Origin of the sequence: Achromobacter ruhlandii (genome assembly GCF_902859695.1) — a bacterium.
Lineage (GTDB): Bacteria > Pseudomonadota > Gammaproteobacteria > Burkholderiales > Burkholderiaceae_B > Achromobacter > Achromobacter ruhlandii.
Genome location: NZ_CADIJL010000004.1, coordinates 45,101 through 70,904 on the forward strand (window position 1 = coordinate 45,101; position 25,804 = coordinate 70,904).

23 protein-coding genes and 3 tRNA genes are annotated in these 25,804 nt (G+C 63.4%); 8 read left to right on the forward strand and 18 right to left on the reverse strand.

Annotated features, from left to right (window positions below; genetic code table 11):
- Nucleotides 1-34: 34 nt before the first annotated feature.
- Nucleotides 35-1,069 carry a UDP-N-acetylmuramate dehydrogenase gene (murB, locus tag HV742_RS06785; protein WP_175144732.1) on the reverse strand — a complete coding sequence of 345 codons (1,035 nt, stop codon included), beginning with the start codon at nt 1,067-1,069 and terminating at the stop codon, nt 35-37.
- A gap of 284 nt (nt 1,070-1,353) precedes the next feature.
- Between murB and HV742_RS06790 the strand changes: the two genes are divergently transcribed.
- Both HV742_RS06790 and HV742_RS06795 read left to right on the forward strand, forming a co-directional pair.
- Nucleotides 1,354-1,429 (forward strand) — tRNA-Gly (locus tag HV742_RS06790).
- A 281-nt stretch (nt 1,430-1,710) separates the two neighbouring features.
- Complete coding sequence (locus HV742_RS06795) at nt 1,711-2,043, forward strand: immunity protein Imm33 domain-containing protein (RefSeq protein WP_054416534.1); 333 nt, start codon at nt 1,711-1,713, stop codon at nt 2,041-2,043.
- A gap of 36 nt (nt 2,044-2,079) precedes the next feature.
- On the opposite strand, the gene HV742_RS06800 is transcribed toward HV742_RS06795, so the two are convergent.
- Nucleotides 2,080-2,721, reverse strand: coding sequence for an FMN-dependent NADH-azoreductase (locus HV742_RS06800; protein ID WP_100502887.1), 642 nt, complete (start codon nt 2,719-2,721; stop codon nt 2,080-2,082).
- A complete protein-coding gene (locus HV742_RS06805) occupies nt 2,718-3,164 on the reverse strand; it encodes a GNAT family N-acetyltransferase (protein ID WP_049071704.1) in 447 nt (148 codons plus the stop codon). Before HV742_RS06805 ends, HV742_RS06800 begins: the two co-directional genes overlap by 4 nt.
- A 110-nt stretch (nt 3,165-3,274) precedes the next feature.
- Between HV742_RS06805 and pdxR the strand changes: the two genes are divergently transcribed.
- Nucleotides 3,275-4,690, forward strand: a complete 1,416-nt coding sequence (gene pdxR, locus HV742_RS06810; protein ID WP_063585091.1) for a MocR-like pyridoxine biosynthesis transcription factor PdxR — start codon at nt 3,275-3,277, stop codon at nt 4,688-4,690.
- Between the two features lie 50 nt (nt 4,691-4,740).
- On the opposite strand, the gene HV742_RS06815 is transcribed toward pdxR, so the two are convergent.
- Complete coding sequence (locus HV742_RS06815; protein ID WP_068980376.1) at nt 4,741-5,220, reverse strand: carboxymuconolactone decarboxylase family protein; 480 nt, start codon at nt 5,218-5,220, stop codon at nt 4,741-4,743.
- A 247-nt stretch (nt 5,221-5,467) separates the two neighbouring features.
- Between HV742_RS06815 and HV742_RS06820 the strand changes: the two genes are divergently transcribed.
- The 4 genes from HV742_RS06820 to HV742_RS06835 all read left to right on the forward strand — a co-directional run bounded on the left by HV742_RS06820 (nt 5,468) and on the right by HV742_RS06835 (nt 8,617).
- Nucleotides 5,468-5,543 (forward strand) — tRNA-Gly (locus tag HV742_RS06820).
- Between the two features lie 425 nt (nt 5,544-5,968).
- Nucleotides 5,969-6,044 (forward strand) — tRNA-Gly (locus HV742_RS06825).
- A gap of 227 nt (nt 6,045-6,271) precedes the next feature.
- The gene (locus HV742_RS06830; RefSeq protein WP_023098512.1) at nt 6,272-8,206 is read left to right on the forward strand and encodes a tyrosine-type recombinase/integrase; all 1,935 of its coding nucleotides are present in this window, start codon (nt 6,272-6,274) and stop codon (nt 8,204-8,206) included.
- Between the two features lie 54 nt (nt 8,207-8,260).
- Nucleotides 8,261-8,617: a LysR substrate-binding domain-containing protein gene (locus HV742_RS06835; RefSeq protein ID WP_071535740.1), complete on the forward strand. Its 357-nt coding sequence runs from the start codon at nt 8,261-8,263 to the stop codon at nt 8,615-8,617.
- A gap of 130 nt (nt 8,618-8,747) precedes the next feature.
- Here the strand turns inward: HV742_RS06835 and HV742_RS06840 are convergent, their stop codons facing one another.
- The 5 genes from HV742_RS06840 to HV742_RS06860 form a co-directional block, all read right to left on the reverse strand.
- Nucleotides 8,748-11,867 (reverse strand): efflux RND transporter permease subunit, encoded by a 3,120-nt coding sequence (locus HV742_RS06840; protein WP_023098513.1) that lies wholly within the window; start codon nt 11,865-11,867, stop codon nt 8,748-8,750.
- Nucleotides 11,864-13,381, reverse strand: coding sequence for an efflux RND transporter periplasmic adaptor subunit (locus HV742_RS06845; RefSeq protein ID WP_023098514.1), 1,518 nt, complete (start codon nt 13,379-13,381; stop codon nt 11,864-11,866). Before HV742_RS06845 ends, HV742_RS06840 begins: the two co-directional genes overlap by 4 nt.
- A 15-nt stretch (nt 13,382-13,396) precedes the next feature.
- Nucleotides 13,397-14,632 carry a TolC family protein gene (locus tag HV742_RS06850; RefSeq protein WP_003121558.1) on the reverse strand — a complete coding sequence of 412 codons (1,236 nt, stop codon included), beginning with the start codon at nt 14,630-14,632 and terminating at the stop codon, nt 13,397-13,399.
- 147 nt (nt 14,633-14,779) lie between these two features.
- Nucleotides 14,780-15,091, reverse strand: a complete 312-nt coding sequence (locus HV742_RS06855) for a hypothetical protein (RefSeq protein ID WP_006226245.1) — start codon at nt 15,089-15,091, stop codon at nt 14,780-14,782.
- 286 nt (nt 15,092-15,377) lie between these two features.
- On the reverse strand, nt 15,378-16,019 hold the full coding sequence (locus HV742_RS06860) for a LysR substrate-binding domain-containing protein (RefSeq protein WP_023657317.1): 642 nt from the start codon (nt 16,017-16,019) through the stop codon (nt 15,378-15,380).
- Between the two features lie 107 nt (nt 16,020-16,126).
- Between HV742_RS06860 and HV742_RS06865 the strand changes: the two genes are divergently transcribed.
- On the forward strand, nt 16,127-16,432 hold the full coding sequence (locus HV742_RS06865; RefSeq protein WP_003097526.1) for a helix-turn-helix domain-containing protein: 306 nt from the start codon (nt 16,127-16,129) through the stop codon (nt 16,430-16,432).
- 4 nt (nt 16,433-16,436) lie between these two features.
- Here HV742_RS06865 and HV742_RS06870 read toward each other — a convergent pair whose 3' ends face one another.
- The 9 genes from HV742_RS06870 to HV742_RS06910 all read right to left on the reverse strand — a co-directional run bounded on the left by HV742_RS06870 (nt 16,437) and on the right by HV742_RS06910 (nt 25,763).
- Nucleotides 16,437-17,327, reverse strand: a complete 891-nt coding sequence (locus HV742_RS06870; protein ID WP_003097524.1) for a LysR family transcriptional regulator — start codon at nt 17,325-17,327, stop codon at nt 16,437-16,439.
- Between the two features lie 233 nt (nt 17,328-17,560).
- On the reverse strand, nt 17,561-17,845 hold the full coding sequence (locus HV742_RS06875; RefSeq protein ID WP_003090336.1) for a CopK family periplasmic copper-binding protein: 285 nt from the start codon (nt 17,843-17,845) through the stop codon (nt 17,561-17,563).
- A 128-nt stretch (nt 17,846-17,973) separates the two neighbouring features.
- Nucleotides 17,974-18,900: a copper homeostasis membrane protein CopD gene (gene copD / locus HV742_RS06880; protein ID WP_023098515.1), complete on the reverse strand. Its 927-nt coding sequence runs from the start codon at nt 18,898-18,900 to the stop codon at nt 17,974-17,976.
- A 4-nt stretch (nt 18,901-18,904) separates the two neighbouring features.
- Entirely contained in the window at nt 18,905-19,291 is a 387-nt protein-coding gene (gene copC, locus HV742_RS06885; protein ID WP_023098516.1) for a copper homeostasis periplasmic binding protein CopC, read from the reverse strand.
- A 141-nt stretch (nt 19,292-19,432) separates the two neighbouring features.
- Nucleotides 19,433-21,913 (reverse strand): heavy metal translocating P-type ATPase, encoded by a 2,481-nt coding sequence (locus HV742_RS06890; protein ID WP_071535739.1) that lies wholly within the window; start codon nt 21,911-21,913, stop codon nt 19,433-19,435.
- 113 nt (nt 21,914-22,026) lie between these two features.
- Entirely contained in the window at nt 22,027-22,299 is a 273-nt protein-coding gene (locus HV742_RS06895; RefSeq protein ID WP_003097518.1) for a DUF2933 domain-containing protein, read from the reverse strand.
- Between the two features lie 33 nt (nt 22,300-22,332).
- Nucleotides 22,333-22,818: a DUF411 domain-containing protein gene (locus HV742_RS06900; protein ID WP_023098517.1), complete on the reverse strand. Its 486-nt coding sequence runs from the start codon at nt 22,816-22,818 to the stop codon at nt 22,333-22,335.
- Nucleotides 22,819-22,855: 37 nt separating this feature from the next.
- The gene (locus HV742_RS06905; RefSeq protein ID WP_005408883.1) at nt 22,856-23,836 is read right to left on the reverse strand and encodes a copper resistance protein B; all 981 of its coding nucleotides are present in this window, start codon (nt 23,834-23,836) and stop codon (nt 22,856-22,858) included.
- A 25-nt stretch (nt 23,837-23,861) separates the two neighbouring features.
- Nucleotides 23,862-25,763 (reverse strand): copper resistance system multicopper oxidase, encoded by a 1,902-nt coding sequence (locus tag HV742_RS06910; RefSeq protein ID WP_003097515.1) that lies wholly within the window; start codon nt 25,761-25,763, stop codon nt 23,862-23,864.
- Nucleotides 25,764-25,804: the final 41 nt, after the last annotated feature.

A 25,804-nucleotide genomic window follows, 5' to 3' on the forward strand; every position in this document is an offset into this window, starting at 1 on the left:
CCCGCGAGGGTCCTTTTTTTCATGCAGCACCCGGTCACGCCACCACGGGCTCCGGCTCCAGCGCCACGCCGTAGCGCTCGGCGACCGCATCCTGGATCGCGCGCGCCAGCGCCAGGATGTCGGCGGCGGTGGCGCCCCCGCGATTCACCAGCACCAGCGCCTGCCGGTCATGCACCCCGGCCGCGCCCAGGCTGCGCCCCTTCCAGCCGCACTGGTCGATCAGCCAGCCGGCCGCCAGCTTGTAGCTGCCGTCCGGCTGCGCATACGACACCAGGCCGGGATAACGGGAGACGAGCGCTTCGCGCTGCGCCGCGGACACGATGGGATTCTTGAAAAAACTGCCGGCGTTACCGGTGACCGCCGGGTCCGGCAGCTTGGCGCGCCGGATCTCGCAGACCGCCTCGAAGACGGCGCGCGCCGAGGGCTCGCCCATAAGGCCGGGATGACGCTGCAGGTCCGGGTACGACAACACCGGCCGCCAGGGCCGCGGCAGACGCAAGCGCACCGCCACGATCACCCAACGTCCGGGCCGCTGGTGCTTGAAAATGCTGTCGCGATAGGCAAAGCGGCACTCGGCCGCGCTCAGGTCGACATACCGGCCCGCCTGCACGTCCCAGGCCGTCAGGCTGTCAAAGCGATCGGCCAGCTCGACCCCGTAGGCGCCGATGTTCTGCACCGGCGCCGCGCCGACCGTGCCCGGGATCAATGCCAGGTTTTCCAGGCCGTCCCAGCCCTGCCTCACGCACTCGGCGACGAAGTCGTGCCAGGTCTCGCCGCCTGCCGCCTCCACCAGCCATGCATCGGGCTCGGCCCGCAGCAGGCGCACGCCCCGCAGCGCCACGCGCGCCACCAGGCCCGGCACGGTCTCGGGCAACACCACATTGCTGCCACCGCCCAGCACCAGCAGCCGGTCGTGCCGCGCGGCCAAGGCCGACAGGGCCGGCAGTTGCGCCACATCGTCGAGCGTGACGCAGGCCTGGGCCGTCGACGCCAGGCCCAGGGTGTTCAAGGAGGAAAGGTCCCGCGCCTCGGGGATGAGGACAGGTGCGGTGGCAGAGGAATTTGACATGGATACTACCGGGTGTGCTATATTTTCTGTCTTCGCTCATATTACTTGATTGAGCTTGGCAGCCAGACGGCACTCAGTGCAGCCTTGGCCACGCAAAGTTAAGCGCGATCCGCCTGCCCCAGCAATCTGCCAGCGGCAAGCACGATCGAAAAAAATCATGTAGAATGCGCGCCTTCTGATCGATAACCAAGTTGATCAGGCAACCACGAAAGTGGTTGGCAATAAGAAATGGTTTGCACTGGCACTGCGTGGAATTTTCACCAGGCCAGAAATTGCGGACCCATGCGGGAGTAGCTCAGTTGGTAGAGCGCAACCTTGCCAAGGTTGAGGTCGCGAGTTCGAGACTCGTCTCCCGCTCCAGATTTTATGGGCAGTGTCTTCACACTGCGCATGTTGCAAGAAAGGGCCTGCGGGCCCTTTTTTCATTTCCGCCCCGATTACCACAGTTTTCTCCCGAAGCCCTGTCAATGCGAGCAACACCTGCGTGCGAGCAACACCTGCGCCGCAGGTAAGTGAGCACGGGCAGTAAACCAGGAATGTTCGTGACAGGGCCGCCAAGAATGCTCGTGGCAGATCCGCTGAAAGCGGCGACACTGACAGCAATGGCGACGCACCCGGAACCCACAACCGAAACGGCAAGCATGGCGACATCTCCGCAAACGGCTGCGCAGGACGCGATCTGCGACAGATACGGCATGCAAGGCATGGCGCCTGAAGAAATGGTCGCGGTCGCCCTGCGCACGCTGGGCGCGATGCCGATCCATGGCACGCGCATAGCATTGCCCCGGGACGGCACCATCGGCTGGTTCATCCACTGTGGCGAACACTCGGACGCCGACGACTTCTACCAACCCATCCACACCGCGCACCTGGCGACGCTGTTGCCGCGAGTCGTCGACTACCTGCGCCTGCCCCCGGGCGCGAAGTTCATCATCGACGACCAGGGTTACGAAGACGTGTGGATGGAAGCCTAGACGCCTCTCAGTCCGGCGGGCAACGCCGCGCGGCCGCTAGGCGACGAACGCATCGACCAAGGTATCCGCCGCTTTCGTGAAGTACGCCTCGATCTCCGCGCGGGCCCGCAGCCGGGCCGCCTCCAGCGCCTGCCCGCCCATCGCGGTGCCCTCCACCGAAAAGAACGTCAGGCGCTTCAGGCCGATGGTGGCCAGCGCCGCCTTCAGGTAGGGCGTCAGGAAATCCGGCTGGCGCGCCTCGGCCCCGGAGAACAGGCCGCCCGACGACACCGCCACGAAAACCGGCTTGTCGGCCAGCACCCCGACCTTGCCTGCGCGCGTCACGGTGAACGTGCTGCGCACCCGCACCACATGATCGATCCACGCCTTCAACGCCGACGGCACGGTGTAGTTGTGCATCGGTGTGGCGATGACGACGTAGTCGGCATCGACCAGGGATTGGATCAGGTGGTCGGACTGGCGCAACGATCCGGCGGAGTCGCCGTCGGGGTCGGCCGGCGAGCCCAGCGCCCAGGCGTATTCGGCATCCACATGCGGCAGCGGATTGGCGTCGATCTCGACAAGGTCGCGGCCCCGCCTGGCATCGGCCCGCGCCAGGCCATCGAGGATGAACCGCGACAGCCGAAGGCTCTCCGATGCCGCGCCGCGCGGACTGCAGGTCAAACGCAGGACGCTCATGCGACCGCCCCCTCCAACACCTTGCTGAAGCGCATCGCGCCCGTCAGCAAGCCTTGCCGGAAGTAGAAGCGCTGCGCCAGCGCGTTGGCCAGGCCGGTGTCCAGCACCAGCTTGGCGCAACCGGCCTCGCGCGCCATGCGCTCGAGCGCCTGCAGCAGACTGGCGCCATGGCGCGAGCCGCGACTGCATTCGGTGACGACAAGGTCATCGACGTAGAGGAAACGGCCATAGATCAGGTTTTCCTGGAAGCGGTAGCCAGCCAGCGCGACCGGCGCGTCGCCCTCCCACACCGCCAACAGGGCGTAACGCTCGGCGCGCATGCGCGCGACGCGCTCGGCGAAATCGCGCTCGCCGGCCAGGTGCGGGCGCAATTCCCGCATGACCGGAAAGCAGGCGCGCAGCGCCTCGTCGGTTTCGATAGGGCGAATGTCAGGTTGACTCATGAAGATCCTGTCTGGAAAGAAATCACCCGCCGCCATAGCGGGCATGAACATCATGCTAAGGAAGCCATGACATAATTTGAAGAACCATAAATTGACCTTTCGACTAGGCCATGATGCCCACCTCCCTTGCCAACCTGCCGCCCGCCGTTTCCGGCGACGAACCGCTGTACCGGCAGGTCTACGAGCGCTTCCGCGGCGCCATCGCCCAGGGCACGCTCAAGCCGGGCGACCGCATCCCGTCCGCGCGCGCATTGGCCAAGGACCTGGGCGTGGCGCGCGGCACGATCGAGATGGCCTACTCGCTGCTGCATGCCGAAGGCTATGTACAGCCGCGCGGCCAGGCCGGCACCGTAGTCACGCCGGGCTTGCAGGCGCAGGCCACGCCGCGGCCGCTTCCAGCGCCCGCCAAGGCGGACCCCGATACCTGGCGCCAGCCGCCTACGCTGCTGCCATTCCAGATGGGCCTGCCAGCGCTGGACGCCTTTCCACGCAAGATCTGGGCGCGGCTCGGCGCCCGCCACCTGCGCGCCACGCAGGCGGCTGACCTGTCCTACCCGCCCGCCGACGGGCTGCCCGCGCTGCGCAACGCGATCGCCGCGCACCTGCAGGTGGCGCGCGGCATCCACTGCTCGCCGGCGCAAGTGTTCATCACGTCCGGCTATCGCGAGAGCCTGAACCTGGTGATCCAGGCCCTGCTGCACCCCGGCGACCAGGTCTGGGTGGAAGATCCCGGCTACCCGCCGACGCGCGAGCTGCTCAAGCATTCCGGCCTGACGTTCGCGCCGGTGGAAGTCGACGCCGAGGGCATCATGGTGTCGCAGGGTATCGCGCAGGCGCCGGGGGCGAGCGCGGCGGTCGTGACGCCCGCCCACCAAAGCCCACTGAGCGTGACGCTGTCGCTGACGCGCCGCCAGGCGCTGCTGGAATGGGCCGAGCGCAATCAGCGCTGGATCGTGGAAGACGACTACGATGGCGAATACCGCTACGTCAGCCGGCCGCTGCCGGCGCTCAAGAGCCTGGACCGCCATGGCCGCGTGCTCTACGCGGGCACCTTCAGCAAGGTCATGTTCCCCGGCATCCGCCTGGCGTACCTGGTGGTGCCCGAGGCCCAGGTGCGGCGCTTCGAGGACGTGAACCGGGTGCTCGGCAACGGCATCCCGGGCCTGACCCAGGCCATGGTCGGCGCCTTCATGCTGGAGGGCCATTTCGCGCGCCATATCCAGCGCATGCGGCGGCTCTACTCGGAACGCCGCAACGCCACCGCCGCGGGGCTGGCCAAAGTGTTCGGCCCCACCATGCCGATTCATCCACAACCGGGCGGCATGCATTTGCTGGTGCGAATGCAGGGCCACCAGACCGACCGCCCGCTGGCGCAGCGCATGGTCGAGCACGGCATCTACGCGCACGCCCTGTCGCGCTGGACGACCCACGCGCCGTGCGGCGCCGGTCTGTTGATGAGCTTCACCAACATCGAGTCGCAGGAACGCGCCGAGCAGCTAGGCCGACGCATCCTGGAATTGATGTAGCGGCGGCGTATCCGCCATCGGCGAGCCGCCGCCGCTTGCCGCAACCCCGCCTACTTCAACCCGGCCTTGCCCAGACCGAACTCCTCGTCGGAGGAGCCAGGCTCGGTGCGGAAGGCGACATTCAGGCGGTTCCAGCCATTGATGCCCACCACCAGAAAGGTGAGATCCGAGATTTCCTCTTCGGACAGTTGGCCGCGGACCTGTTGATACACCGCATCGGACACGCCGTGCGGGTGCAGTACGGTCAGCGCCTCGGTCCATTCGAGCGCGGCGCGCTCGCGCGGGCTGAACAGTGTGGATTCACGCCAGATGGCGATATGATGCAGGCGCAACTCACGCTCACCGCCGATCTTGGCCTGCTTGACATGCATGTCCAGGCAGAAGCCGCAGCCATTGATCTGCGAGGCGCGGATCGTCACGAGGTCATTGAACTCCCGGATGACGGCCTTCTTTTTCAATGCCGCGCTGAAATCGAGATAATGCTTGGACAGCTCGGCGGAAACCTGGAAGTAATTCAAGCGCTGGGTCATGTTGCGAACACCTATGTGGAATGGATTGCGGACGACATCGCCGCATGTCCACATGGTGCCGCCAGCAGCCGCGGCGGCAAAGCGCCAAGAACCGCCATTTGGACTGGGCCATGTGACGGGCCGCGCGGACCATGCCTGCCCGCCACGTCCGTCCACGCGGCGCCAGGCCAGGCCTGACGCGGCGCCCGCTTGCCCCGGCGTCAAATTACGGTATACTCTCGCCTCTTCGCAGTACAGCAGTATCCGCGCGGGAGTAGCTCAGTTGGTAGAGCGCAACCTTGCCAAGGTTGAGGTCGCGAGTTCGAGACTCGTCTCCCGCTCCAGTTGATGCGCCGTTTTCATGAACGTCGCCGCATCGTTGGAATCACCAGCCGGATGTGCTTATCCAGACGGACCGCCAGGCATCATCGGCGCCGTTTGCCTCACGACAGGTTCTTGTCGATTTCCCCTTCAGTGTTACGTTGCGGTCCCGAGCCTCGATGTCGTCATCGCCTCATGCCATGCGCCCTGCGCGCGGACCTGTCGCGCACCTTCGCGACGAACTCCGCCGCGCATCGTTGCGGCGACTTTTTTTGCGGGCCGCACGGACAGACCCGCACAAGTCCTAAAAACTGTGTATAATCGCTGTCTTTGGTGGACACGGCCTCTTTCAAAAAGTGGCTTAGCCGGCTAAAAGCGCCGGCAGGTTTAAAGCTTCGGATTAAAAACCCAAGGCAATCAACATCCGGTTCACCAAACGCAGTGCCCCGCGGGAGTAGCTCAGTTGGTAGAGCGCAACCTTGCCAAGGTTGAGGTCGCGAGTTCGAGACTCGTCTCCCGCTCCAGTTTATGATCTACAGACTTCCACTGACGTCTGTAAGTCATTGAAAAGAGGAGCTTCGGCTCCTTTTTTCTTTCCAGCGAAAGCCATGGGAATCCACTGACAGCCACCATTTTTGAGGCCAAAAACAAGGCCAAAGAATGCGGGTCGTGCCGGTTCCGGGTTGTTGCTGGGGTTGGATCGGGATGACAAGCAGCATCGGGCCTAAGTCCAAGACTTAGGAGCTTGATGATGACACTCTCTGATCTGACCGTGCGGCAAGCCAAGGCCGCCGAGAAAACCTACAGCATCCCCGACACCGATGGCCTCGGCCTGGTGGTCGCCCGCACCGGCGGCAAGTCGTGGCATTTGCGCTATTACTGGCTCGGCAAGCAAAAGCGCATCTCCCTGGGGAACTACCCCGAGATCGGTTTGCGCGAAGCGCGCACCTTGCGCGACGAAGCCCGGGCGCTTCTGGCAAAGGGCGTCAACCCCCATACCGATCGGAAACAGAAGCGACACGCGGTCAAGCTTGCGGCCGACTACACCTTCAAGGCCGTCTTCGATGCGTGGGTCGAGCATCGCCGCAAGGAAATCAAGGAGGGCAGGAACAGCACGCTGTCGCAGATCCTGCGGATCTTCAACAAGGACGTGCTGCCTAGCCTCAAGCAGATGTCGATCTACGACATTCGCCGGCCCCAACTCCTGGGCGTCCTGGCGAGGATCGAGGAGCGCAAGGCGTTCACCACTGCCGAGAAGGTCCGCACCTGGCTGGGGCAGTTGTTCCGCTATGCCCTCGTCATCGTGGAGGGGCTGGAAGCCAATCCGGCCTCCGACCTGGACGTGGTGGCCGAGCCCAAGCCCCCGGTGAACCACAACCCCTACCTGCATCTTCCGGAGCTCCCCGAGTTCCTGCACAAGCTCAGGCTCTACAACCCTCGTGGTTGGCAGACCCAACTCGGCATCCGGCTGCTGTTCCTGACCGGCGTGCGTACCGGCGAGCTGCGGCTGGCGACCCCGGACCAGTTCGATCTCGACCGTGGCCTGTGGATCATCCCGCCGCAGATCGTCAAGCAACTCCAGGACGAGATGCGCAAGGCCGGCAAGCGCCCGCAGGACGTTCCGCCCTACATCGTGCCGTTGTCCGTGCAGGCCATCGAGATCGTGCGCTACCTGTTGGGTGTGATGAGGCCGGCCCAGGTCCATCTGCTCACGCACCGCAGCGAACTCAAGAAGCGCATCAGCGAGAACACCCTCAACGCGGCCTTGAAACGAATGGGCTACGAGGATCAACTGACCGGTCACGGCATCCGCGGAACCATCTCGACGGCGCTCAACGAGATCGGCTATCCCAAGATTTGGGTGGACGCGCAGCTTTCGCACTCGGACCCGAACAAGGTGAGTTCGGCCTACAACCACGCCAAGTATGTTGAGCCGCGCCGCCGGATGATGCAGGACTGGGCGGATCGTCTCGATCTGCTCGAACAGGGCCAAGTGGAAGCGGCCAGCGCGCACCTCACGATCCATATCGAGGGCGTGCCGGCCATGGCAGAGGAGGACAAGCCCAACACCATCGTCGCTGCTGCTTCTGCGGCATCCGTTCCGCCTGTGGTGGCCGAACCCATCGTCGTGACGCCAAACGACGGGGGAATCACATTCCAGCGACTGTCGCAGGTACCACCGCCCCCGACGCATGCGCCAGAGCCGGAGGTGTCAGTCATCCAGCGCGAGCGCGAGGAAATGCTGGCCATCTACGAATCGCCGAGCAGTCTGCCGGTCCCGCTGTTCGGCAAGTTGGCCGGGAAGTCCAAGGACCAGATCAACCGCGAGCTGAAGGCGGGCAAGCTGCTGTCTATCAGCTTGGGCAACCGCGGGCAACGCGTGCCCGACTGGCAGCTGGTACCCCTCAAGCACAAGCTGGCACAGGTGCTCATGAACCAGTGCCCGCATGCGGATCCGTGGGACCTGTACCGGATGCTGACCCGCCCACATCCGGACCTGGGTGATCGCGCAGCCATCGACATCGTGACACCAGGAAATTTGGGCATGGTCGTGCGGGTCATCGCGGGCACCCAGCAGCAGCCAAACAGGCCCGGACCTGACTCGTCTGTGCAAGGTATTCCAGAGGAGACTCGCCAGCGCATTCAACGGTTGCTAAATGATGCGGCAATGTTCGAAAGTGCCTGACGCTGGCCGACGGCCAAAGATGGATGCTTTGGCCGTCGGAATTGAGAAGAGTTAATGCATCGGGACTGCATCACTGGTCCTCGGGGACGGCAGAGACCCACTTGGTTGCTCCGCGTATCGGACCAGCGCGTACGTCGGCAGGAAATCTATCCGCGCCATGAGTTCAGTGATGGTGAAGCAATGCTGGCGGCGGGTCTGGCCGGCTGCGGCATCATGCAGATGCCGACATGGCTGGTGGCCGAAGATATACGGCAGGGGCGCTTGATCCCCGTGCTGCCGGACTGGGCAGGTGGTGAGGTGCCTATCCATGCAGTGTGGCCGCAATCGCGTTACCTGCAGCCCAAGGTTCGGGCTGTCATAGAAATGCTGACGATTCTGTCTGAACGGCCGGGGGCAGGTTTTGTTCCCTGATATGGCTCGTCACTGCCAAGTTCTTGCGCCGGCTAAAGCGCATGTGTCGAATGGTTATTCACTTGGGGTGCCGATAGGCCGCACCGGAAACGGCAGGGCCTCGGTTATGACACCCTGCCGCGTTGCAACGTTAGCGCGGCTTACGCATCAGCAGATAGGCAGCCGGAATCACGAACAGCGACAGCAACGGTGCGGTCACCATCCCGCCGAGCATCGGAGCTGCTATGCGGCTCATGACTTCAGAGCCCGTGCCGCTGCTCCAAACAATGGGTACCAGGCCCGCCAGGATGACCGCAACGGTCATCGCTTTTGGGCGCACGCGCAGCACCGCCCCTTCCCGGATCGCATCTAGCAGTTCTTCTCGCGTTGGGTTGCGCCCATCGGGGCAACGTTCCGCCAAGGCCTGCTTCAAATAGATGAGCATCACCACGCCGAACTCCGCCGCCACACCTGCCAGCGCAATGAATCCCACGCCGGTGGCGATGGACAGGTTGTAATTCAGCAGGTACAGGAACCAGATGCCCCCCGTGAGCGCGAAGGGCAAGGTCGCCATGATCAAGCCCGCTTCGTCCACACGCGCGAAGGTCAGGTACAACAGAACGAAGATGATCAACAGGGTGGCAGGCACCACAACCTTCAGGCGTGCATTGGCCCGCTCCATGTATTCGAACTGCCCGGAGTAGGTGATGCTCACACCCGGCTCCAGCTTGACCTGCTGCCCGATGGCATCGCGCAGTTCGTTGGCCACCGAGGCTAGATCACGGCCGCGCACATCGACATAGACCCAACCGGAGGGCCGTGCGTTCTCGCTCTTGAGCATGGGCGGTCCATCGGTGATCGCGATGCGTGCCACGGTCCCCAACGTGATCTGCTGACCCATCGGCGTGAAGATGGGTAGTTCTGCCAGCCGTTGTGGTGAATCACGCCATTCTCGCGCGTAGCGCAGATTGATCGGAAAGCGGGCAAGCCCCTCGACCGTTTCCGAGACGTTTTCGCCACCCACCGCGCCGGCGATGACCGCCTGGACATCGGCGATGTTCAGGCCGTAGCGACCGGCGGCTACGCGGTCGATCTGAACATCCACGTAGCGCCCGCCCGTCAAGCGCTCCGCGAGTGACGACGTCACGCCGGGAATGCCCTTGGCGACCTGCTCGACCTCTGCAGCGATGCGATCGATCACGCCCAGGTCGTTGCCGGTCACCTTCACCCCGATCGGGCTCTTGATGCCGGTAGCCAGCATATCGATGCGATTGCGGATAGGGGGAATCCAGATATTGGACAGGCCCGGGATCTTCACGGCACGATCCAGCTCTTCCACGAGCTTCTCGGGCGTCATGCCTGGTCGCCATTGTTCCCTGGGCTTGAGCTTAACCGTGGTCTCGAACATCTCCAGGGGCGCCGGATCGGTCGCAGTTTCGGCCCGTCCTGCCTTGCCGAACACCTTGTCCACTTCAGGTACGGTCTTGATCATGCGGTTGCTCAGCTGCAGCAACTCCGTGGCGCGCTGCGCCGAGAGTCCCGGCAGGGCCGAGGGCATGTAGAGCAGGTCCCCTTCGTCCAACCTCGGCAGAAACTCACCGCCGAGCCGCGCCAAGGGCCAGGCCGTGGTCGCCAAGGCCAGCACGGCGATCAGCAGCGTCGCCTTGGGCCGGCGCAGTACCCACTCCAGTGCTGGCCGGTAGGCTGCAATCAGGATGCGGGTGATGGGGTTCTTCTGCTCATCCGGGATACGCCCGCGAATCCAGTAGCCCATGAGTACGGGAATCAGCGTCACTGACAGCCCTGCGGCCGCGGCCATCGCGTAGGTCTTGGTGAACGCCAGCGGGCCGAACAGCCGGCCTTCCTGCGCTTCTAGGGTGAAGACCGGGATGAACGAGAGCGTGATGATGAGCAGCGAGAAGAAGAGCGCAGGACCGACTTCCTCCGCGGCCTGTGTGATCACGTCCCACCGTTCCTTGCCCTGCAGCCGTTGATCTGGGTGCGCGTGCTGCCAAGCCTCCAGCTTCTTGTGGGCGTTCTCGATCATCACCACCGCTGCATCCACCATCGCCCCCACGGCGATGGCAATCCCCCCCAGCGACATGATGTTGGCGTTGATGCCCTGGTAGCGCATGACCAAGAACGCCGTCATCACGCCCAGAGGTAGCGAGATGATGGCCACCAGCGCAGAACGAAGATGCCAAAGGAACAGTGCGCAGATCAGCGCCACCACCAGAAACTCTTCGCCTAGCTTGGTCGTGAGATTGCGAATGGCCCGCTCGATCAGCGCGCTGCGGTCGTAGGTGGTGACGATCTCGACGCCCGGCGGCAGGCTGCCCTGCAGCTCCGCGAGCTTGGCCTTGACGGCAGCGATCGTCTCCTGGGCATTCTTGCCGGAGCGCAGCACCACCACGCCGCCGGCGACCTCGCCTTCTCCGTCGAGTTCGGCAATGCCACGCCGCATCTCCGGGCCTATCTGGAGCGTCGCAACATCCCCCAGCCGCACCGGCACACCGCCGCGTGCCGTCAAGGGGATCTCCCGGAACTCGTCCAGGGTCTTGAGGTAGCCGCTCGCGCGGACCATGTACTCCGCGCCTGACAATTCCAGGACGGAGCCGCCGGTCTCCTGGTTGGCCGCCATCAGGGCATCGCGGACTTGAGCCTGACTGAGGCCATAGGACGCCAACTTGATCGGGTCGAGCACGACCTGGTACTGCTTGACCATGCCCCCCACCGATGCCACCTCGGCCACGTTGGGCAGGCTCTTGAGTTCGAACTTCAGGAACCAGTCCTGCAACGCACGCAGTTGCGCCAGATCGTTCTTGCCCGTGCGATCCACGAGCGCGTACTGGAAGATCCAGCCGACGCCTGTGGCGTCCGGACCCAGGGCCGGCTTCGCCGTGGCGGGCAATCGGCCCTGGACCTGGTTCAGGTATTCCAGTACCCGTGAGCGGGCCCAGTACAGGTCGGTTCCGTCCTCGAACAAGACATAGACGAACGAGTCGCCAAAGAACGAGAAGCCGCGCACGGTCTTGGCCCCTGGCACCGACAGCATGGTGGTGGCCAACGGGTAGGTGACCTGGTTCTCGACGATCTGCGGCGCCTGTCCTGGGTAGTTGGTGCGAATGATGACCTGCACGTCTGACAAGTCCGGCAGCGCATCCACGGGCGTGCTGCGAACGCCCCACACGCCCCATGCCGTGAGCATGGCGGTGGCCAGCAGCACCAGGAAGCGATTGGCCACCGACCATCGAATCAGCTTGGCGATCATGGCTGCACCTTTTCGATGGCGGTGATCACGTAGCCCTCACCTTGCTTGGAGAAGGTGAATCGCACCTGCTGCCGAACCGAAAGACCCGCGGCGAGCTGCGGGCTGCTCAGCTTGAAGCCCATGGTCATGGCCGGCCATTGGAGGGCTGGCACGGCCTCGTGCGCCAGCGTCAGCTCGGTGGGCGACATCTCCTCGATCACGCCGCGCACCACGAAAGCGTTGGTGGCCGCGGCCGGTGGCGACGAGGTGCCGTGCCCGTTGTGCGGCGATGCAGGCGCGGACGCCGCGGCACCTGCAGGCAGCACGCCCCGCAGGCTGGCTTCCGAATCGATCAGGAACTGCGCCGAGGCCACCACCTGCTGTCCCGCCGCGAGCCCGCCGTTGACCACCAGTTGATCGCCTACCTCCGCGCCCACCTGGACCTCCACGGGATGGAACTTGCCGGGTCCATCGACCACATAGGCCAGTGCGCGCTTGCCGGTGCGGATGACCGCTTCGCTGGGAACAAGCAGCGCGGGCTGTTCGTTGCCTTTGAGCGCGATCTGGCCGGACATGCCGGCCTTCAGGCGCTGGCCGGGATTGGCCATTTCAAGCCGCACTCGCACCGTACGGGTGTCGCGGTTGGCTTCGGGCAGGATGCTCACGATGCGCGCCTGGAGCACTTCACCGGGAAACGCCGCCAGCCGGACCTGCGCCGTTTGGCCGACCTGCAATGGTCCGCTTTGTGCTTCGGGGACGGCCGCTTCGATCCACACCGAGGCCAAGCCATTCACCCTGGCCAGGCTTTCCCCGGCGGAAACCGTCATGCCCTGGCGCACCATCAGTTCGGCCACCAAGCCGCCTTGAGGTGTTGTGACCGTGTACAGCCCCTTGGGCTCGCCTGTGCGCTCCACCTGGGCGATCAGGGCTTGCGGCATGCCGAGCAGCAGCAGCCGTTGGCGGGCAGCTGCGGTCAACGGTGCGTCGCCCATCGCGCGAACCGAGAGAAACTCGCGCTGTGCGGCGATCCACTCCGGCAGCAATAGGTCAGCCAGCGGTGCCCCTGCTGCGATCACGTCGCCCGCAGCCCGTGCGTAGACACGCTCGACGAAGCCAGCGGTCCGCGCCTGCACGATGCTGACGTCGCGGTCGTTGAGCAGCACGGTGCCCACGACGTTCACATCTGCGCCGATCTTGCCTTGCAGGACTTCGGCTGTACGCAGCCCTAGGGCTTGCACCGCTTGCGCCGACACGCTGAGGCCCGTGCTGTCTTGCGTGTCTTCATCCGCGTACTTCGGCATCAACGGCATGTCCATGTAGGGCGACTTGCCGGGCTTGTCGAACTTCTGGGTCGGCACCATCGGGTCGTACCAATACAGCACCTTGCGCTCGGTCGGAGCGCTTGCAACGGTGACGTTGGCAGCGGGGGAGCCGCTGAGGTGGCCGGCGCGCCATTGGGCGACGCCCCATCCAACGGCAATACCGGCAGCAACCAGCGTCAAGCCGGCAAGGATGTTTCTCGAAGAGGTATTCATGGCGAGGGTCTCCACTCAGTCCGCGATCAGGCTGTTCAGTCGGGCGACGAGGCTGTCGCGCTGCGCTCCAAGGTCGATCAGACGCATGCGCGTCTCCAGCACCTGGGCGCGTGCACTGAGCACAGCGCTCAGGTCCCCCTTGGCGGATCGGTAGTTGCTCAATGCAAGTGCCGCTCGGTTCCGTACCAGTTGCAAGCCGGCGGTCTGCAGGCGGTCGATCTGGCTGTTCAACGCTTGGAGTTCGGCGGCGCTGTCGTCCAGCTCCTGCAAATGCCGCCGCGCCACGTCTTCGCGTTCGGCGTCCAGACGTTCCAACTCGTGCCGTTTTGCCTCGATCATGGGCACTTGGCGTCGATCCTTCTGCCAAGGCAGATCGAATGTCACCTGAAATGACACCATGTCGCCCCATCGGCGATCACGCCGGCTATAGGCTATCTCCCAGGCCCAATCGCCGCGGGTCTCTGATTGGGCTTCGCGGGACTCGGCCCGGGCCATGCTTTGCATCGCCGGATAGAGTTCAAGCTCCGCGTGATTCGCCAGTTCTGTGCGCAGTTGCGCGACGGGGCGAGTGAGCGGGCCTGGATCGCCTTGCAGTGCTTCGTCGGCCCTGGAGCCCACCCAGCGCCGCAACGCGGCCCTGGCCTTGGCCCGGTCCCGCTGTAGATCGTCACGGCGGTCCGTGAGTGTCAGCGCCTCCTGTTGCGCGACCAACAGATCGCCAGCCTGGGCGGTGCCGCCGGCGACGCGAGCGGGGAGACTGTCTTGCAGGCGCTGGTTCTCCGCGAGCAGTTCCGTCAGCAGTATCTCCCGTTGCTCCACCGCCTGCGCGGCGATCCACGCCAGGCTGAGCTCCTGGCGGATCTGCAATCGCTGCAAAACCAGCGCCGCGCGTTCTCGATCCACACGCGCCTGCGCGCTGGCGACCTGGGCGTCGCGCTTGGCCCTGTTGGGCACTTCCTGCATGAGCGCCAAGCGCTGCATCGTCATGGATTCGCGCGTCATGCTCCAGCGATCCATGCCGCTGATGGGGTAGTTTTCGATGCCGAGCGAGAGCTTGGGGTCGGGCAGCGAGCCTGCTGCCTTCTGCACGGATTCGGCGACGTTAACCTGCAACTGCTGCGCGCTTATGCGTGGGCTCTGCTGCTCCGCGATAAGGCGTGCCTCAGCAAAATCGAGGGCGTAGGCTACAGGCGAGACAAGCGCACTGCCCGCCAACGCGATGCTGATAGCTTTCAGACGATGCACTCGCATCGAGGCCGGCGTTGTGCCTCGGCCGTACGCCGACGGGCGCCCCTCGGGGGCGCCAAAAAAGGGAGTAAACATGGTTGTCCTCGGAATTGGTATTCACGAAATCACGTGGTCTGCCGCATCGGTGCGCGGCGAGCACGGACACATAAATCAATTCCGCAGGACTTGGAACGTGAGGTAGATCGGCGGAAAGCCCGCGCGGGGATTGGGAGGAATGTAGGTAACGTGCCGCCTGAGGGCTACCCGGTCGAGAACCAACCCGGGCAGCGAGTTGGCGAGCCACATCACGTGCGCCGCGAGAAACTGAATGTCCAGCCCCTGCCATGAAAGCGCCGACTCCCGATCGCCACTGCAATGAGCGTGGCACAACTGTGGCGCTTCGCTGTCCATGGAATCAGGCATGCCGGTGCAATCCGACATTGGCAACTTGTCAGCCTGCTGCATCGAGATCGTGGCACGCATTTGCGTGGTTTCCACAGATGCCCTCGGGTCTGGCTTGGGACAGACGTACATCGCCATCGCAACCTGCGAGAAAAGCAAGGTTACGACTAGGCCGCTGGTAATCCAGCGGCTCCATCTTGCGAGAAGGCGCCTTAAGCCGATCATGCGGACATACTATTGGAAGTTGTAGGGAGTTGAATTGATCAAGGTCAGTTTCCAGGATGAATTGATGCGTCTGGACGGCGCCTTGGCCCGAACCGGCACCCGCTGCAAATCCACCGGCAAGGGCGGGCACCGCACGTGGTTGTCATGCTTTACGCGCCTCGGCAACTCGCAAGGCTCTAAGCTCAAATCGATCAGCTACAAGATTCGTCTGTCCCGAGAGTCGCTGCAGGTGCGTAATGACCTCGTAGGGGCCATCGGCTATTGGGCGCGTGCAGATTCCGCACTGGCTAGCGGTTTCGATGCGTGATCGCGAGGAAATCCCTACGCCATATCCAGCTGCGACCCAGAGCAATAACATCTCAAAAGAACTGACATGCTGGACATTCGGCCTTTCCGTTGATGACATGGAGGACAGGTACTGGTCCAGCGAAGGAGAATATTCGGCCTTCCATCGAAACACGGAGTGCTCCTTAAGTTCGTCTATTCTGATTGACTGCTGCCGGAGCAGTGGGTATCGCAGCGGCGTGGCAAGAGCTGTCGCCTCGAACCAAATAGAAAGACTCTTCAGCGAAGAATCGCTCACCTGCTTCAGAGAAAGGCCGACGTCGAAGCGCCGTTTGTAGAGGCCCGTAATGAGATCGCTCGCCGTAACCTCATTAAATTCCATAGAAACTTCGGGCTCCTCCGCGCGCTGCAGGGCAAGCAATGCAGCTAGGTACGAAGAGGCCACACCAGGCGCTATGGCGAGCCTGAGCTGTGGGCGTGGGCTGGTGGCGTCGTGCATGAGAGGCCCCAAGAAGCGATAAGACAAGGATGGAAAGTCTTCATGATAGCTAGTTTGAGTTAAACTTAACGTGGTTAAATTGTTTGGACTGTTCGACGCTTCCAAGGATGGAGAAGCGAACTGTCCGACGAGGCCGTCCCCCAGGAACTACCACTTTCGACGCCGAGCCAGCGTTGGCATTCGGAGCGGCCGTTCGTGTCGCCCGCCTGACGCAAGGTGTTGCTCAGGAAGAACTGGCTGCGAAAGCAGGGATCGAGCGATCGCACATGGGCAAAATAGAGCGTGGGGAGCACATGCCCACTCTCGCTCTGATCTTAAGAATCGCCGCCGGACTCAAGCTCAGTGCTGCGGAACTCGTCAGCGCAGCCGAACGCAATCTTCGTGCCGCGGCGCACGATTCAGATAGGCATTGACGCTTTAGTCATCCGGAGGTCCTCGCAGACGTTCGATGAAGCGATCCAGCGAAACCGATGAGTTGCTGCTTTCTGGCCGAAGCAGATAGGTTGTGATTACCGCCGTGTCCTGCGCCAGAGGGCGAATCACCACGTCCGGCCTCTGGCTGATGGGAATCTTGGTCGCCGTCATGAAACCAATCCCATAGCCTGCGCCGACGAGCGTTAGCATCATGTCCAGCGACGACACTTCTTCGACAACGTTGAGTCTGTGTTCCAGAACCTGTAGCAGCCGATTTAGTTCTCGGCAGTAGCCTTCGCAGGCCAGTTTGTCGCACAGAACCAGTGGGTGACCCTGAAGTTCGTTCAGCGGAACTTGCTTGTGCGCAAGAAGCGAGTGCCGCGCTGGCACGGCGATCACAATCGGATCTCGCCAGATCGGTTCAGCCACGATGCCTTCGCCAACATCCGCCGCGTGTGCAAATCCGATCGTGAAGTCGCCAGACCGTAGGCCCCGTATCTGCTCGGTCAGCGGTACCTCGGAGAGACGTATCTCGACCTCGGGCTCTTCCGCGCGGCAACGAGCTAGGAACGCCGATAGTCGTGGGTCCATCGCACCATCGGAAATTGCAATGCGCAGGCTGCCCCTCAGGCCCGCGGCAATGGCTCTGGCATTCTCACGCGCTTGCTCCAGGACAGTGAAGAGTCGGCGGGTGTCCTGCAAGAATGCCGCCCCCGCCACGGTCAGCCGTGTGCCCCTGCGGTCGCGGTCAAACAGCGTGACCCCAAGCTCATCTTCCAATTCCTTGATCGCGCGAGACAAGGGGGGTTGCTCTATATGCAGCCTCTCGGCCGCCCGCGTGAAATGCAACTCCTCTGCCAAGACGACAAAGCATCGTAGATGACGCAACTCCATAAATCGGGCTCCTCGCAAGTTCTCATTCGCGCCAGATGTCCCGTGGACGAATCACGGTGGACGGGGAGGCTGGATCCATTTCAGGGAAGTTGATGCGCTTGACATCGCAAAAACTGGCACCTTGAGCGCTCGTGGTTGCTCGTGACGCGTCCCAAGCGCGCGCGCGCCCAATCGGGGCGCGCGTCTCTGTCACACTGTGCAGAAGCTTTGAAAAGCACCGCACACCCGCGGCGTCATCCGCCGTGCTCTTTTTGTAGCAGCGACCCGAGGCGAGCGACTTCATTGCTGGTGATCGCGATGTTGCGCCCATCCTTCGTCGACACCGAAGCTCCGACATTGAGATAGACGGCGCGCCCGAAGCGGCTTTCCTGTGCCATCTTTCCGTCCTTGAAGATGTACAGCGTTCCCCCGTCAGCCAAGGGAACCATTTCCTTGGCTGCTTGGGCTGCTGCATGACCGGCGAAGGCTGGCACGGAGAGAGCGCTCAACAGGGCGGCAATGACAATTTGCGATTTCATGATCGACTCCTTTGTAAAAACGACGACAACTTGCGCCGCGTCGTTAAATGTAGAAGCAGGCGGTCTACAGAGCGCTTACCCGTGCATTACATTCAATTCATGTGCTGTCATCTGCCGCCCATGAAGGACTAGGTTCCAGTGGGAGACAAGATGCCAAGCCATGCAACGCTCGCCAGAACCAAAACGGCCAAGGTCGCCTCCGTGAACAGACTCTGTCTAAGCTTGATGACTGCCTGTGCGCGATTGCCTGCCTTCAAAGCAGCCTCCAGGCTCGGGCTCAACCGATACCGATTGGCAGCAGCCAACGCCAGCATGCCTGCGAAAAGCAAGAGCTTTACCATCAGCAGCCGGCCATACAGCGTCGAGATGAGCGGATCAAACGATGGTCCGGCGATCGACAGGTAATTGAGAATTCCACTCACGACGAGTGCAGCCACGATCGCTGTACCTATGCGAGCAAAGCCATTCGACGTCCGACTGAGGACCGCTACCGGGTCTTGCGCGACATCCTGCTTGTGGGATGCCAGCATCAAGAACGCCACCAATGCGCCCACCCAAGCGCCCGCTGCCCAGAGGTGCGTGATATCCGACGCAAGATGGATGTAGCCGCGAACGCCGTCGTCCATCGCGCCGTGGCCTGCCCACGCAAGGGTCGCCAGCGCCACGCCGGTGGAGAGCGCCATCACTGCAAATCGCAAGGTAGCGTTCAATTTCAACATTGCGACGAGCACACACACCAACAGCGCGAGGATGCGAATGCACCAGGCGATGCCCATGTGCGTGCCCGTAATGAGCATGTCGAAGACGTGCGTTGACAGCTCCGCGTAGCTCTGGGCACCGGACATGGCCTTGGCCATGACCGTCATGCCCCACATCGACAGGGCAATGCCGATGGCAGCGGATGCGCCAATGAGGACGCGATAGCGGCGCGAGATCGTCGAGGATCGCTCGTCGTTGCCCAAAGCATAGAGACCGAACATGGCGACGCCAAACGCCGCCGCCAGGTCCAGATACAGCGCCAGGCGCAGGACGATGGTCAACCAATCCCCGGCCATGGGCTTACTTCACCATGAAGGTGACGTTACCCGTGATCGGATGCGTGTCCGAGGAGACGGCACGCCATTCGACGCGATAGTCACCGGGCTGGAGCGCCTGTGCCGGCGTGATGACCATGGTCTTGCCGTCGCCGGCAGCCGCGACGCTGGCGTTGATCTTCATCGGGCCATGGCTCGCCATTCCCGGCATGCCAGTCATGACAAGGCTCGCGGCGGAGAACTGCGGCACCAGCGTCTCGGAGAACTTCAGTTCGATGGTGGCTGGCGCAGAAACCTGCGACTTGTCGGCCGGCGTTGAAGACACCAGCGAAGGATGCGCGAATGCGGCGGTGGCGAACAGACCAGCAGCGATCGGCGCGACGAGCTTGGCGATGAAATGTGAACGGGTCATAGAAGTTTCTACCTGGATGTGTGAGGTGTGGTTTAAGAACGAAATGCCGAGATAAGGCTCGCACCTTTGCAACGGCGTGGAACGAAAGAAACGGTTTGCTGGGCGATAGCAGGCTCCTGTAGGTTCAGAAAGAAAATCCGGTCACAGTCGGCTCGCTCTCAGGCGCAAGGCGTTGCCAACGACCGACGCCGAACTCAGGCTCATCGCCAATGCTGCGATCAGCGGCGACAGCAGCCAGCCCGTGAGGGGATAGAGAACCCCGGCGGCGATGGGGATGCCCAGCGCGTTGTAGAGGAAGGCGAACATGAGGTTCTGCTTCATGTTGCGCACGGTACTCACCGAGAGCGTGCGAGCGACAGCGATGCCACGCAGGTCACCCTTGACCAGCGTGACCTGGGCGCTGTTCATCGCCACGTCGGTTCCCGTTCCCATGGCGATGCCCACGTCTGCCTTCGCCAAGGCCGGCGCGTCGTTGATGCCGTCTCCGGCCATGGCGACGATGCGTCCTTCTTTCTGCAGTCGCTCGATCAACATGAGCTTGTCCGCCGGCTTGACCTCACCATGCACCTCGTCGATGCCTAGGCGTGCACCGACGGCTTTGGCGGTGGTCTGCCCGTCCCCGGTGGCCATGATGACCCGCAGGCCCGCAGCCTTCAACGCGGCCAGGGCCTCGGGGGTGCTGCCCTTGACCGGATCGGACACGGCGAGCAAGCCCGCGAGCTGCCCGTCCACCGCCAGGTACATGACGCTGGCCCCTTCGCCGCGCAGAGCTTCGGCCTGGGGTACGAGCGGTTCCACCGATACGCCAGACTGTTCCATCAGCACTGTGTTGCCCAACGCCAGTTGCCGGTGCTCAACCTTTCCGCGCACGCCGATGCCGGTTCCCGATTCAAAGCTCTGAGGCTTCACGAGTTGGAGGCCCTGGGCACGCGCGGCCTGCACGATGGCGTCGGCCAGGGGGTGTTCACTGCCCTGGTCCAGGCTGGCCGCAAGACGCAGCACCTCATCGTTCGTAAAGCCGGGGGCTGCGACGACCTGATCGAAAGCAGGTCGGCCTTCGGTCAGGGTTCCTGTCTTGTCGATGACGAGGGTATCGACCTTGCGAAGATTCTCGATCGCCGCGGCATCGCGGAACAGCACGCCCTGCGTGGCGCCACGGCCCGTTGCGACCATGATCGACATCGGCGTGGCCAGACCCAGCGCGCACGGGCAGGCGATGATCAGGACGGCCACCGCATTGATCAGTCCATAGACCCAGGTGGGCTGTGGCCCGAAGAATCCCCATACAAGGAGCGTCGTTACCGCAATGGCGACGACGGCCATCACGAAGTAGCCGGCAACGACATCGGCCATGCGTTGCATCGGTGCCTTGGAACGCTGCGCCTGGGCGACCATCTGGACGATCTGCGATAGAACGGTGTCCGAGCCGATCCGCTCCGAACGCATGATCAGCGCGCCGCTGGTGTTGAGTGTGGCCCCGATGACCTTGTCGCCCACGCGCTTGCTGACGGGCAGCGGTTCGCCGGTCAGCATGGATTCGTCAATCGAGCTGCTGCCCTCGTGCACGATGCCATCCACCGGCACCTTCTCGCCGGGTCGGATGCGCAGCAGGTCGCCGACGTGCACATGGCTGAGTGGCACGTCTTCCTCGCTGCCGTCCGCATTGATGCGCCGCGCCGTCTTGGGTGCCAGCCCCAGCAGCGACTTGATGGCTGCCGAAGTCTGGGAGCGGGCCTTGAGTTCCAGCACCTGGCCGAGCAGTGTCAGCGAGATGATGACGGCGGCGGCCTCGAAATACACGCCGACCCGTCCCATGGACATGAAGGAAGCTGGAAACACTTCCGGCGCAACGGTTGCCACAACGCTGTAGATGAATGCCGCACCCGTTCCCAGGCCGATCAGTGTCCACATGTTCGGGCTGCGGTTGACCACGGACAGCCAGCCGCGGGAGAAGAAGGGCCAGCCGGCCCACAGCACGATCGGCAACGACAGCACCAACTCGACCCAGCTCTGTGTAGCCATGTCCATCAGGTGCAGCCGCTCGCCCAGCATCGCCAGCGCCAAGACCACGAGCGTCAGCGGCAAGGTCCACCAGAAGCGACGCGAGAAGTCACGCAACTCCGGGTTGTCGTCATCGAGGTCGGGCAGCAGAGGCTCCAGCGTCATCCCGCACTTGGGGCAGGTTCCCGGATGATCCTGGCGGATCTCCGGGTGCATCGGGCAGGTGTAGATGGTTCCGGGTGCGGTTGGCGATGCCGCCGGGGCCGGTGAAACTGCGGTGCTGGCATGGTGATGCGGTGCATGGCCGCTGCCTGTGCCTATGCCCGCGTCACCGCTGGCATATCGCGCCGGATCGGCGTCGAATTTGGCCTTGCATCCGGTGCTGCAAAACAAGTACGTGTTCCCCAAGTGCGTGGAACGGTGCTCCGACGCCGCCGTGACCGCCATGCCACACACCGGATCTCGCGTCGCGGCATCGGGCTGCGTGTGGCTTGAGGACCCGCCCGCGTCGTCACTTCCAGCATGGCTGGCGTGATGGTGGTGCGTATGCGGGCCGGACGTTGTGGCACCCGCCGCCATGCCTGCGTGCTCATGTCCTGAAGACTTGCTGGGTGAATTCATAGTGACAAGTGCCCTCCGCCGTTAACCTTTGGTGTCTGGTGATCGCAGCAGGCCGCAGGCGCGCAAGGAGACAAGCGCGGCGTCGCGTGCTCGCACGGTGCGAGTGCCTCGACTCATTGCTTCTGCTCCTTGGAGGCTGCGGCACCTTCCTTACCCTGACGCGCGGCATGATCGTGTCCGCCGTGGCCGTGACCACGGTGCATGAACAGGTGCATCAGCGGACAAGCCGCCAGCAGCAGGAAGGGGAGATAGCCGGCAACATGTGCCGTGTGCTCCTTGAGCAGGAAATACGCGGCGACAGCGGCGATGATGAGGAACGCCACGCCGTAGCGCGATCGCCAGAACCGGGGGCGATCGCTGGGGGTCTGTGTGTGCTGATGCTGCATGGCATATCTCCACGGAGAAGGGTTGATGGATGGTCAGCGATGCGACTGATAGACCGTGCTGCTACCGTTTTTCCCAATCAGCAGCACGTCGTAGGCGTCCTTGCGTCCACCATAGGCCGGACCATCCATGCCGGGCGAACCGACCGGCATGCCGGGCGCCGCGAGGCCGATGGCCTGCGGGGCTTCGCGCAGCAAGCGTTGAATGTCCGAGGCAGGCACATGACCCTCGATGGCATAGCCGCCGATCTGCGCCGTGTGGCAAGAACCGTACTTCTGCGGGATGCCCAGCCGCGTGCGCGCTGCGGTGTTCCCGGTGTCGAGAACCTGCACATCGAAGCCTGCGCCTTGCAGGTGTGAGACCCAGTCCTTGCAGCATCCGCAGCTCGGGTCCTTCCAGACCTTGGCAATCGGTCGGCTCTGCGCCAGGCTCGGTCCTGCGAGTGCCATCACCAACAAGCCAGCGATCAATGCCTGGCGTCTCGGCACTTTGCCCTGGCTTCTGTCGTGGTGCATGTTCATGGATCGCCTCTCATCAGATGATCAAACCCGCTAGGTTCTAGAACCAGAATCGCACGCCAGCCACCCAGCGCGTCTGCTGCGCACGGCCGCCTTCGGCACGCACATAGTCCGCGGTGCGTCCGAAGCTGCCCGCCCGTTCCACGCCGATATAGGGGGCGAACTGGCGACTGAATTCATAGCGCAGGCGCAAGCCAGCAGACGCTTCGGCCAGGCCCTTGCCGATACCGCGTTCCGGGTCGTCCTTGCCATAAAACTGCAACTCGGCGCGAGGCTCCAGAATCAGTCGCTGGGTCAGCAGCAGCTCGTAGCTGCCTTCGACACGCAGCGCCGTACGTCCACCACTTCCCACGTAGCCCGTCGCCTCCAGCTCGAACCAGTAGGGGGCGAGGCCCTGGATGCCGAAAGCCAACCATTGACGGCTCGGGCCTTCCCCGTTATCCACCCGAACGCCGAGCTGGGTGTCCCAGTACGGTGCGACGGCGTGCCCCCAGAGAAGCTCGGTACGCGATTCTTCGAGCTTTCCTTTGGCGATATCGCCTTCGGCCTTCACGACGGCCTTGTTGTAGGTCGTCCCATACCACGCCTGGAGGTCGTAGGCCGTGGAGTCGTCTCCTTTGCGCGTGAAGCGGCGTTCCAGAGTTTCGCCGCGCAACGAAAAGAACCTGTGTTCGTCGGCCAGCATCAGCCGCGGCACACCGGGTACGGCGTAGTCGCCCGATCCCAATGTCAGGCCATTGGAGTAGCCATGCGGATCGCGGGCGTCAGGAGGCGCCGACCCGCCCTGCATCTGCATGTTGCCGTGATCCATGGCCGGGGCCGCGGTCGAGCCGCTCGCCGACGTCGCGTGACCCGCGTGCGGGTCGGCGGCAGGAGCCACGGTCTGAGTGGATGGCGCGGCCGTTTGAGCGTCGGCCTGGCCGTGCGCTGCATGGTCGTTCTGTGCTTGTGCCTGGGCGGCGACGCTTACCAGGGCCAGAAGCGTCGTGGCCAGTGCGCGAGTGGGGAGTGCTTTGGACATTCTTGGTCTTCCTTGTGCGCTGGGTTCAAGACACCACGACTTCGCGGAACATGCCGGCATCCATGTGGAACATCAGGTGGCAGTGCCACGCCCAGCGGCCGAGCGCGTCGGCTGTCACCAGGAAGCTGATGCGTTGTGCCGGCTGCACCGGCAGGGTGTGGCGGCGCGCAAGGAAGCGACCGTCGGGGCTTTCCAGCTCGCTCCACATGCCGTGCAGGTGCATGGGATGGGTCATCATGGTGTCGTTGTGCAGAATGACCCGCAGCCGCTCGCCGTGTTTGAAGTGCACCGGCGTGGACTTTCCGAACTCCAGCCCGTCCAGGGACCATGCGTAGCGTTCCATGTTGCCCGTGAGGTGCAGTTCGACCTCCCGGCCGGGGCCTCTCTTGTCCAGCGGCCCCGACGGGGTATGCAGATCCGCGAGGGTCAACACGCGCCGACCGTTGTTGCGCAGTCCGATGCCGGGGTCATCGAGGTTGGTGCGCGCCATGTCAACGCGCATGTCCGTGCTGGCACCATACTCGGTGCGAGCGTGGCGAGCAGTAGTGCTGGGCACGGCCAGTCCCCCCGCCGCCGCGGCGTGTTGGCTGTGATCCATCGCCATGCCACCGTGGTTCATGGCGCCGTGATTCATGCCTGCCATCGCCCCATGATCCATCCCGGACATCGAACCCGAGCCCATCCCGGTCATCCCGGTCATGCCCGTCATGCCCGTCATCCCGGTCATCTCCATGGCCTGGCCGGACCCGCCATGGTCCATGCCCCCCATCATGCCGCCCATCATGTCGTTCATGGTCAGCCATTCGACCGGATCGAGGGCAGGCACGGGAGCTTGAAGACCTTCACGCACGGCCAGCGTGGCACGCGCGTAGCCTGTCCGGTCCATCGCCTGGGCGAAGATCGTGTAAGCGTCATCCCGTGGCTGGACGATCACGTCGACGGTTTCGCCAGGACCGAATCGGAACTCATCGACGGTCACCGGCTCCACGTCAACACCATCGACGTGCACCACCGTGAGTTTCAGTCCTGGAATGCGTACGTCGTAGAAGGTGTTGCCCGCACCGTTGACCATGCGCAGCCGCACGCGCTCACCCGGTCGGAACAGCGCCGTCCAATTGCCGGCGGGGGTGACGCCGTTGGCCAGATAGGTCAGCGTGGCGGCAGACAGATCTGCGAGATCCGTCGGATTCATCCGCATCTCGTTCCACATCTTGCGCTTGTCGATCGCAGCGGCCGTGCCTTCGCGCGAGGCGTCCCGGAAGAAGTCGAAGACGGTAGGTTGGTTGTAGTTGTAATAGTCGCTTTGGGACTTGAGCTTGGTGAACACCCGCATCGGGTCTTCGTCGGTCCAATCCGAGAACAGCAGCACGTGGTCACGGTCGGCGTGGATGGTCTCGGCGCCAGCGGGGTCGATGATGATCGCCCCGTACATGCCCGTGAGTTCCTGGAAGCCGGAGTGCGAGTGGTACCAGTAGGAGCCGCTCTGCTGAACCTTGAAGCGGTACGTGAAGGTCTCGCCGGGAGCGATGCCATTGAAGCTGATGCCCGGCACGCCATCCATCTGATACGGCAGGATGATCCCGTGCCAGTGAATGGATGTGGCTTCACGCAGCTTGTTGGTTACACGGATTGTGACGGTGTCACCCTCGCGCCAACGCAATGTCGGTGCCGGCAGCGAGCCGTTGATGGTCGTAGCCACGCCTGGCTTGCCCGTGAAGTTCACGGGCGATTCGGCGATCACCAAGTCGAACTCGGTGCCCTTCAGCACAGGGGCGGCACCGCGCGTCGCGGAGCCTTGCTGGGCAAATGCCTTGAACGCCGGCGTGGACAGCCCAGCGAGAACGCCGCCGGCGGCTAACCCTTGGACGAAACGCCGACGAGAAAGGCCCTGTGTGGGCACGATAAAAAAGGGTGAACGAGGCGGCATGGCCTGAAATCCTCCATAGATGACTCGGAAGTCGTTCTAAA

Bases quoted from the DNA above. Each gene is read 5' to 3' on its own strand.
- HV742_RS06870 (WP_003097524.1), bottom strand. From the start codon at position 17,327: ATGGAGTTGCGTCATCTACGATGCTTTGTCGTCTTGGCAGAGGAGTTG.
- HV742_RS06865 (WP_003097526.1), top strand. From the start codon at position 16,127: ATGGAGAAGCGAACTGTCCGACGAGGCCGTCCCCCAGGAACTACCACT.
- HV742_RS06830 (WP_023098512.1), top strand. From the start codon at position 6,272: ATGACACTCTCTGATCTGACCGTGCGGCAAGCCAAGGCCGCCGAGAAA.
- HV742_RS06795 (WP_054416534.1), top strand. From the start codon at position 1,711: ATGGCGACATCTCCGCAAACGGCTGCGCAGGACGCGATCTGCGACAGA.
- HV742_RS06910 (WP_003097515.1), bottom strand. From the start codon at position 25,763: ATGCCGCCTCGTTCACCCTTTTTTATCGTGCCCACACAGGGCCTTTCT.
- HV742_RS06800 (WP_100502887.1), bottom strand. From the start codon at position 2,721: ATGAGCGTCCTGCGTTTGACCTGCAGTCCGCGCGGCGCGGCATCGGAG.
- HV742_RS06835 (WP_071535740.1), top strand. From the start codon at position 8,261: ATGCATCGGGACTGCATCACTGGTCCTCGGGGACGGCAGAGACCCACT.
- HV742_RS06860 (WP_023657317.1), bottom strand. From the start codon at position 16,019: ATGCACGACGCCACCAGCCCACGCCCACAGCTCAGGCTCGCCATAGCG.
- HV742_RS06845 (WP_023098514.1), bottom strand. From the start codon at position 13,381: ATGAATACCTCTTCGAGAAACATCCTTGCCGGCTTGACGCTGGTTGCT.
- HV742_RS06875 (WP_003090336.1), bottom strand. From the start codon at position 17,845: ATGAAATCGCAAATTGTCATTGCCGCCCTGTTGAGCGCTCTCTCCGTG.
- HV742_RS06900 (WP_023098517.1), bottom strand. From the start codon at position 22,818: ATGAACATGCACCACGACAGAAGCCAGGGCAAAGTGCCGAGACGCCAG.
- HV742_RS06840 (WP_023098513.1), bottom strand. From the start codon at position 11,867: ATGATCGCCAAGCTGATTCGATGGTCGGTGGCCAATCGCTTCCTGGTG.
- HV742_RS06805 (WP_049071704.1), bottom strand. From the start codon at position 3,164: ATGAGTCAACCTGACATTCGCCCTATCGAAACCGACGAGGCGCTGCGC.
- HV742_RS06855 (WP_006226245.1), bottom strand. From the start codon at position 15,091: ATGCGTGCCACGATCTCGATGCAGCAGGCTGACAAGTTGCCAATGTCG.
- HV742_RS06815 (WP_068980376.1), bottom strand. From the start codon at position 5,220: ATGACCCAGCGCTTGAATTACTTCCAGGTTTCCGCCGAGCTGTCCAAG.
- HV742_RS06850 (WP_003121558.1), bottom strand. From the start codon at position 14,632: ATGCGAGTGCATCGTCTGAAAGCTATCAGCATCGCGTTGGCGGGCAGT.
- pdxR (WP_063585091.1), top strand. From the start codon at position 3,275: ATGATGCCCACCTCCCTTGCCAACCTGCCGCCCGCCGTTTCCGGCGAC.
- HV742_RS06895 (WP_003097518.1), bottom strand. From the start codon at position 22,299: ATGCAGCATCAGCACACACAGACCCCCAGCGATCGCCCCCGGTTCTGG.
- HV742_RS06905 (WP_005408883.1), bottom strand. From the start codon at position 23,836: ATGTCCAAAGCACTCCCCACTCGCGCACTGGCCACGACGCTTCTGGCC.
- murB (WP_175144732.1), bottom strand. From the start codon at position 1,069: ATGTCAAATTCCTCTGCCACCGCACCTGTCCTCATCCCCGAGGCGCGG.
- HV742_RS06890 (WP_071535739.1), bottom strand. From the start codon at position 21,913: ATGAATTCACCCAGCAAGTCTTCAGGACATGAGCACGCAGGCATGGCG.
- copD (WP_023098515.1), bottom strand. From the start codon at position 18,900: ATGGCCGGGGATTGGTTGACCATCGTCCTGCGCCTGGCGCTGTATCTG.
- copC (WP_023098516.1), bottom strand. From the start codon at position 19,291: ATGACCCGTTCACATTTCATCGCCAAGCTCGTCGCGCCGATCGCTGCT.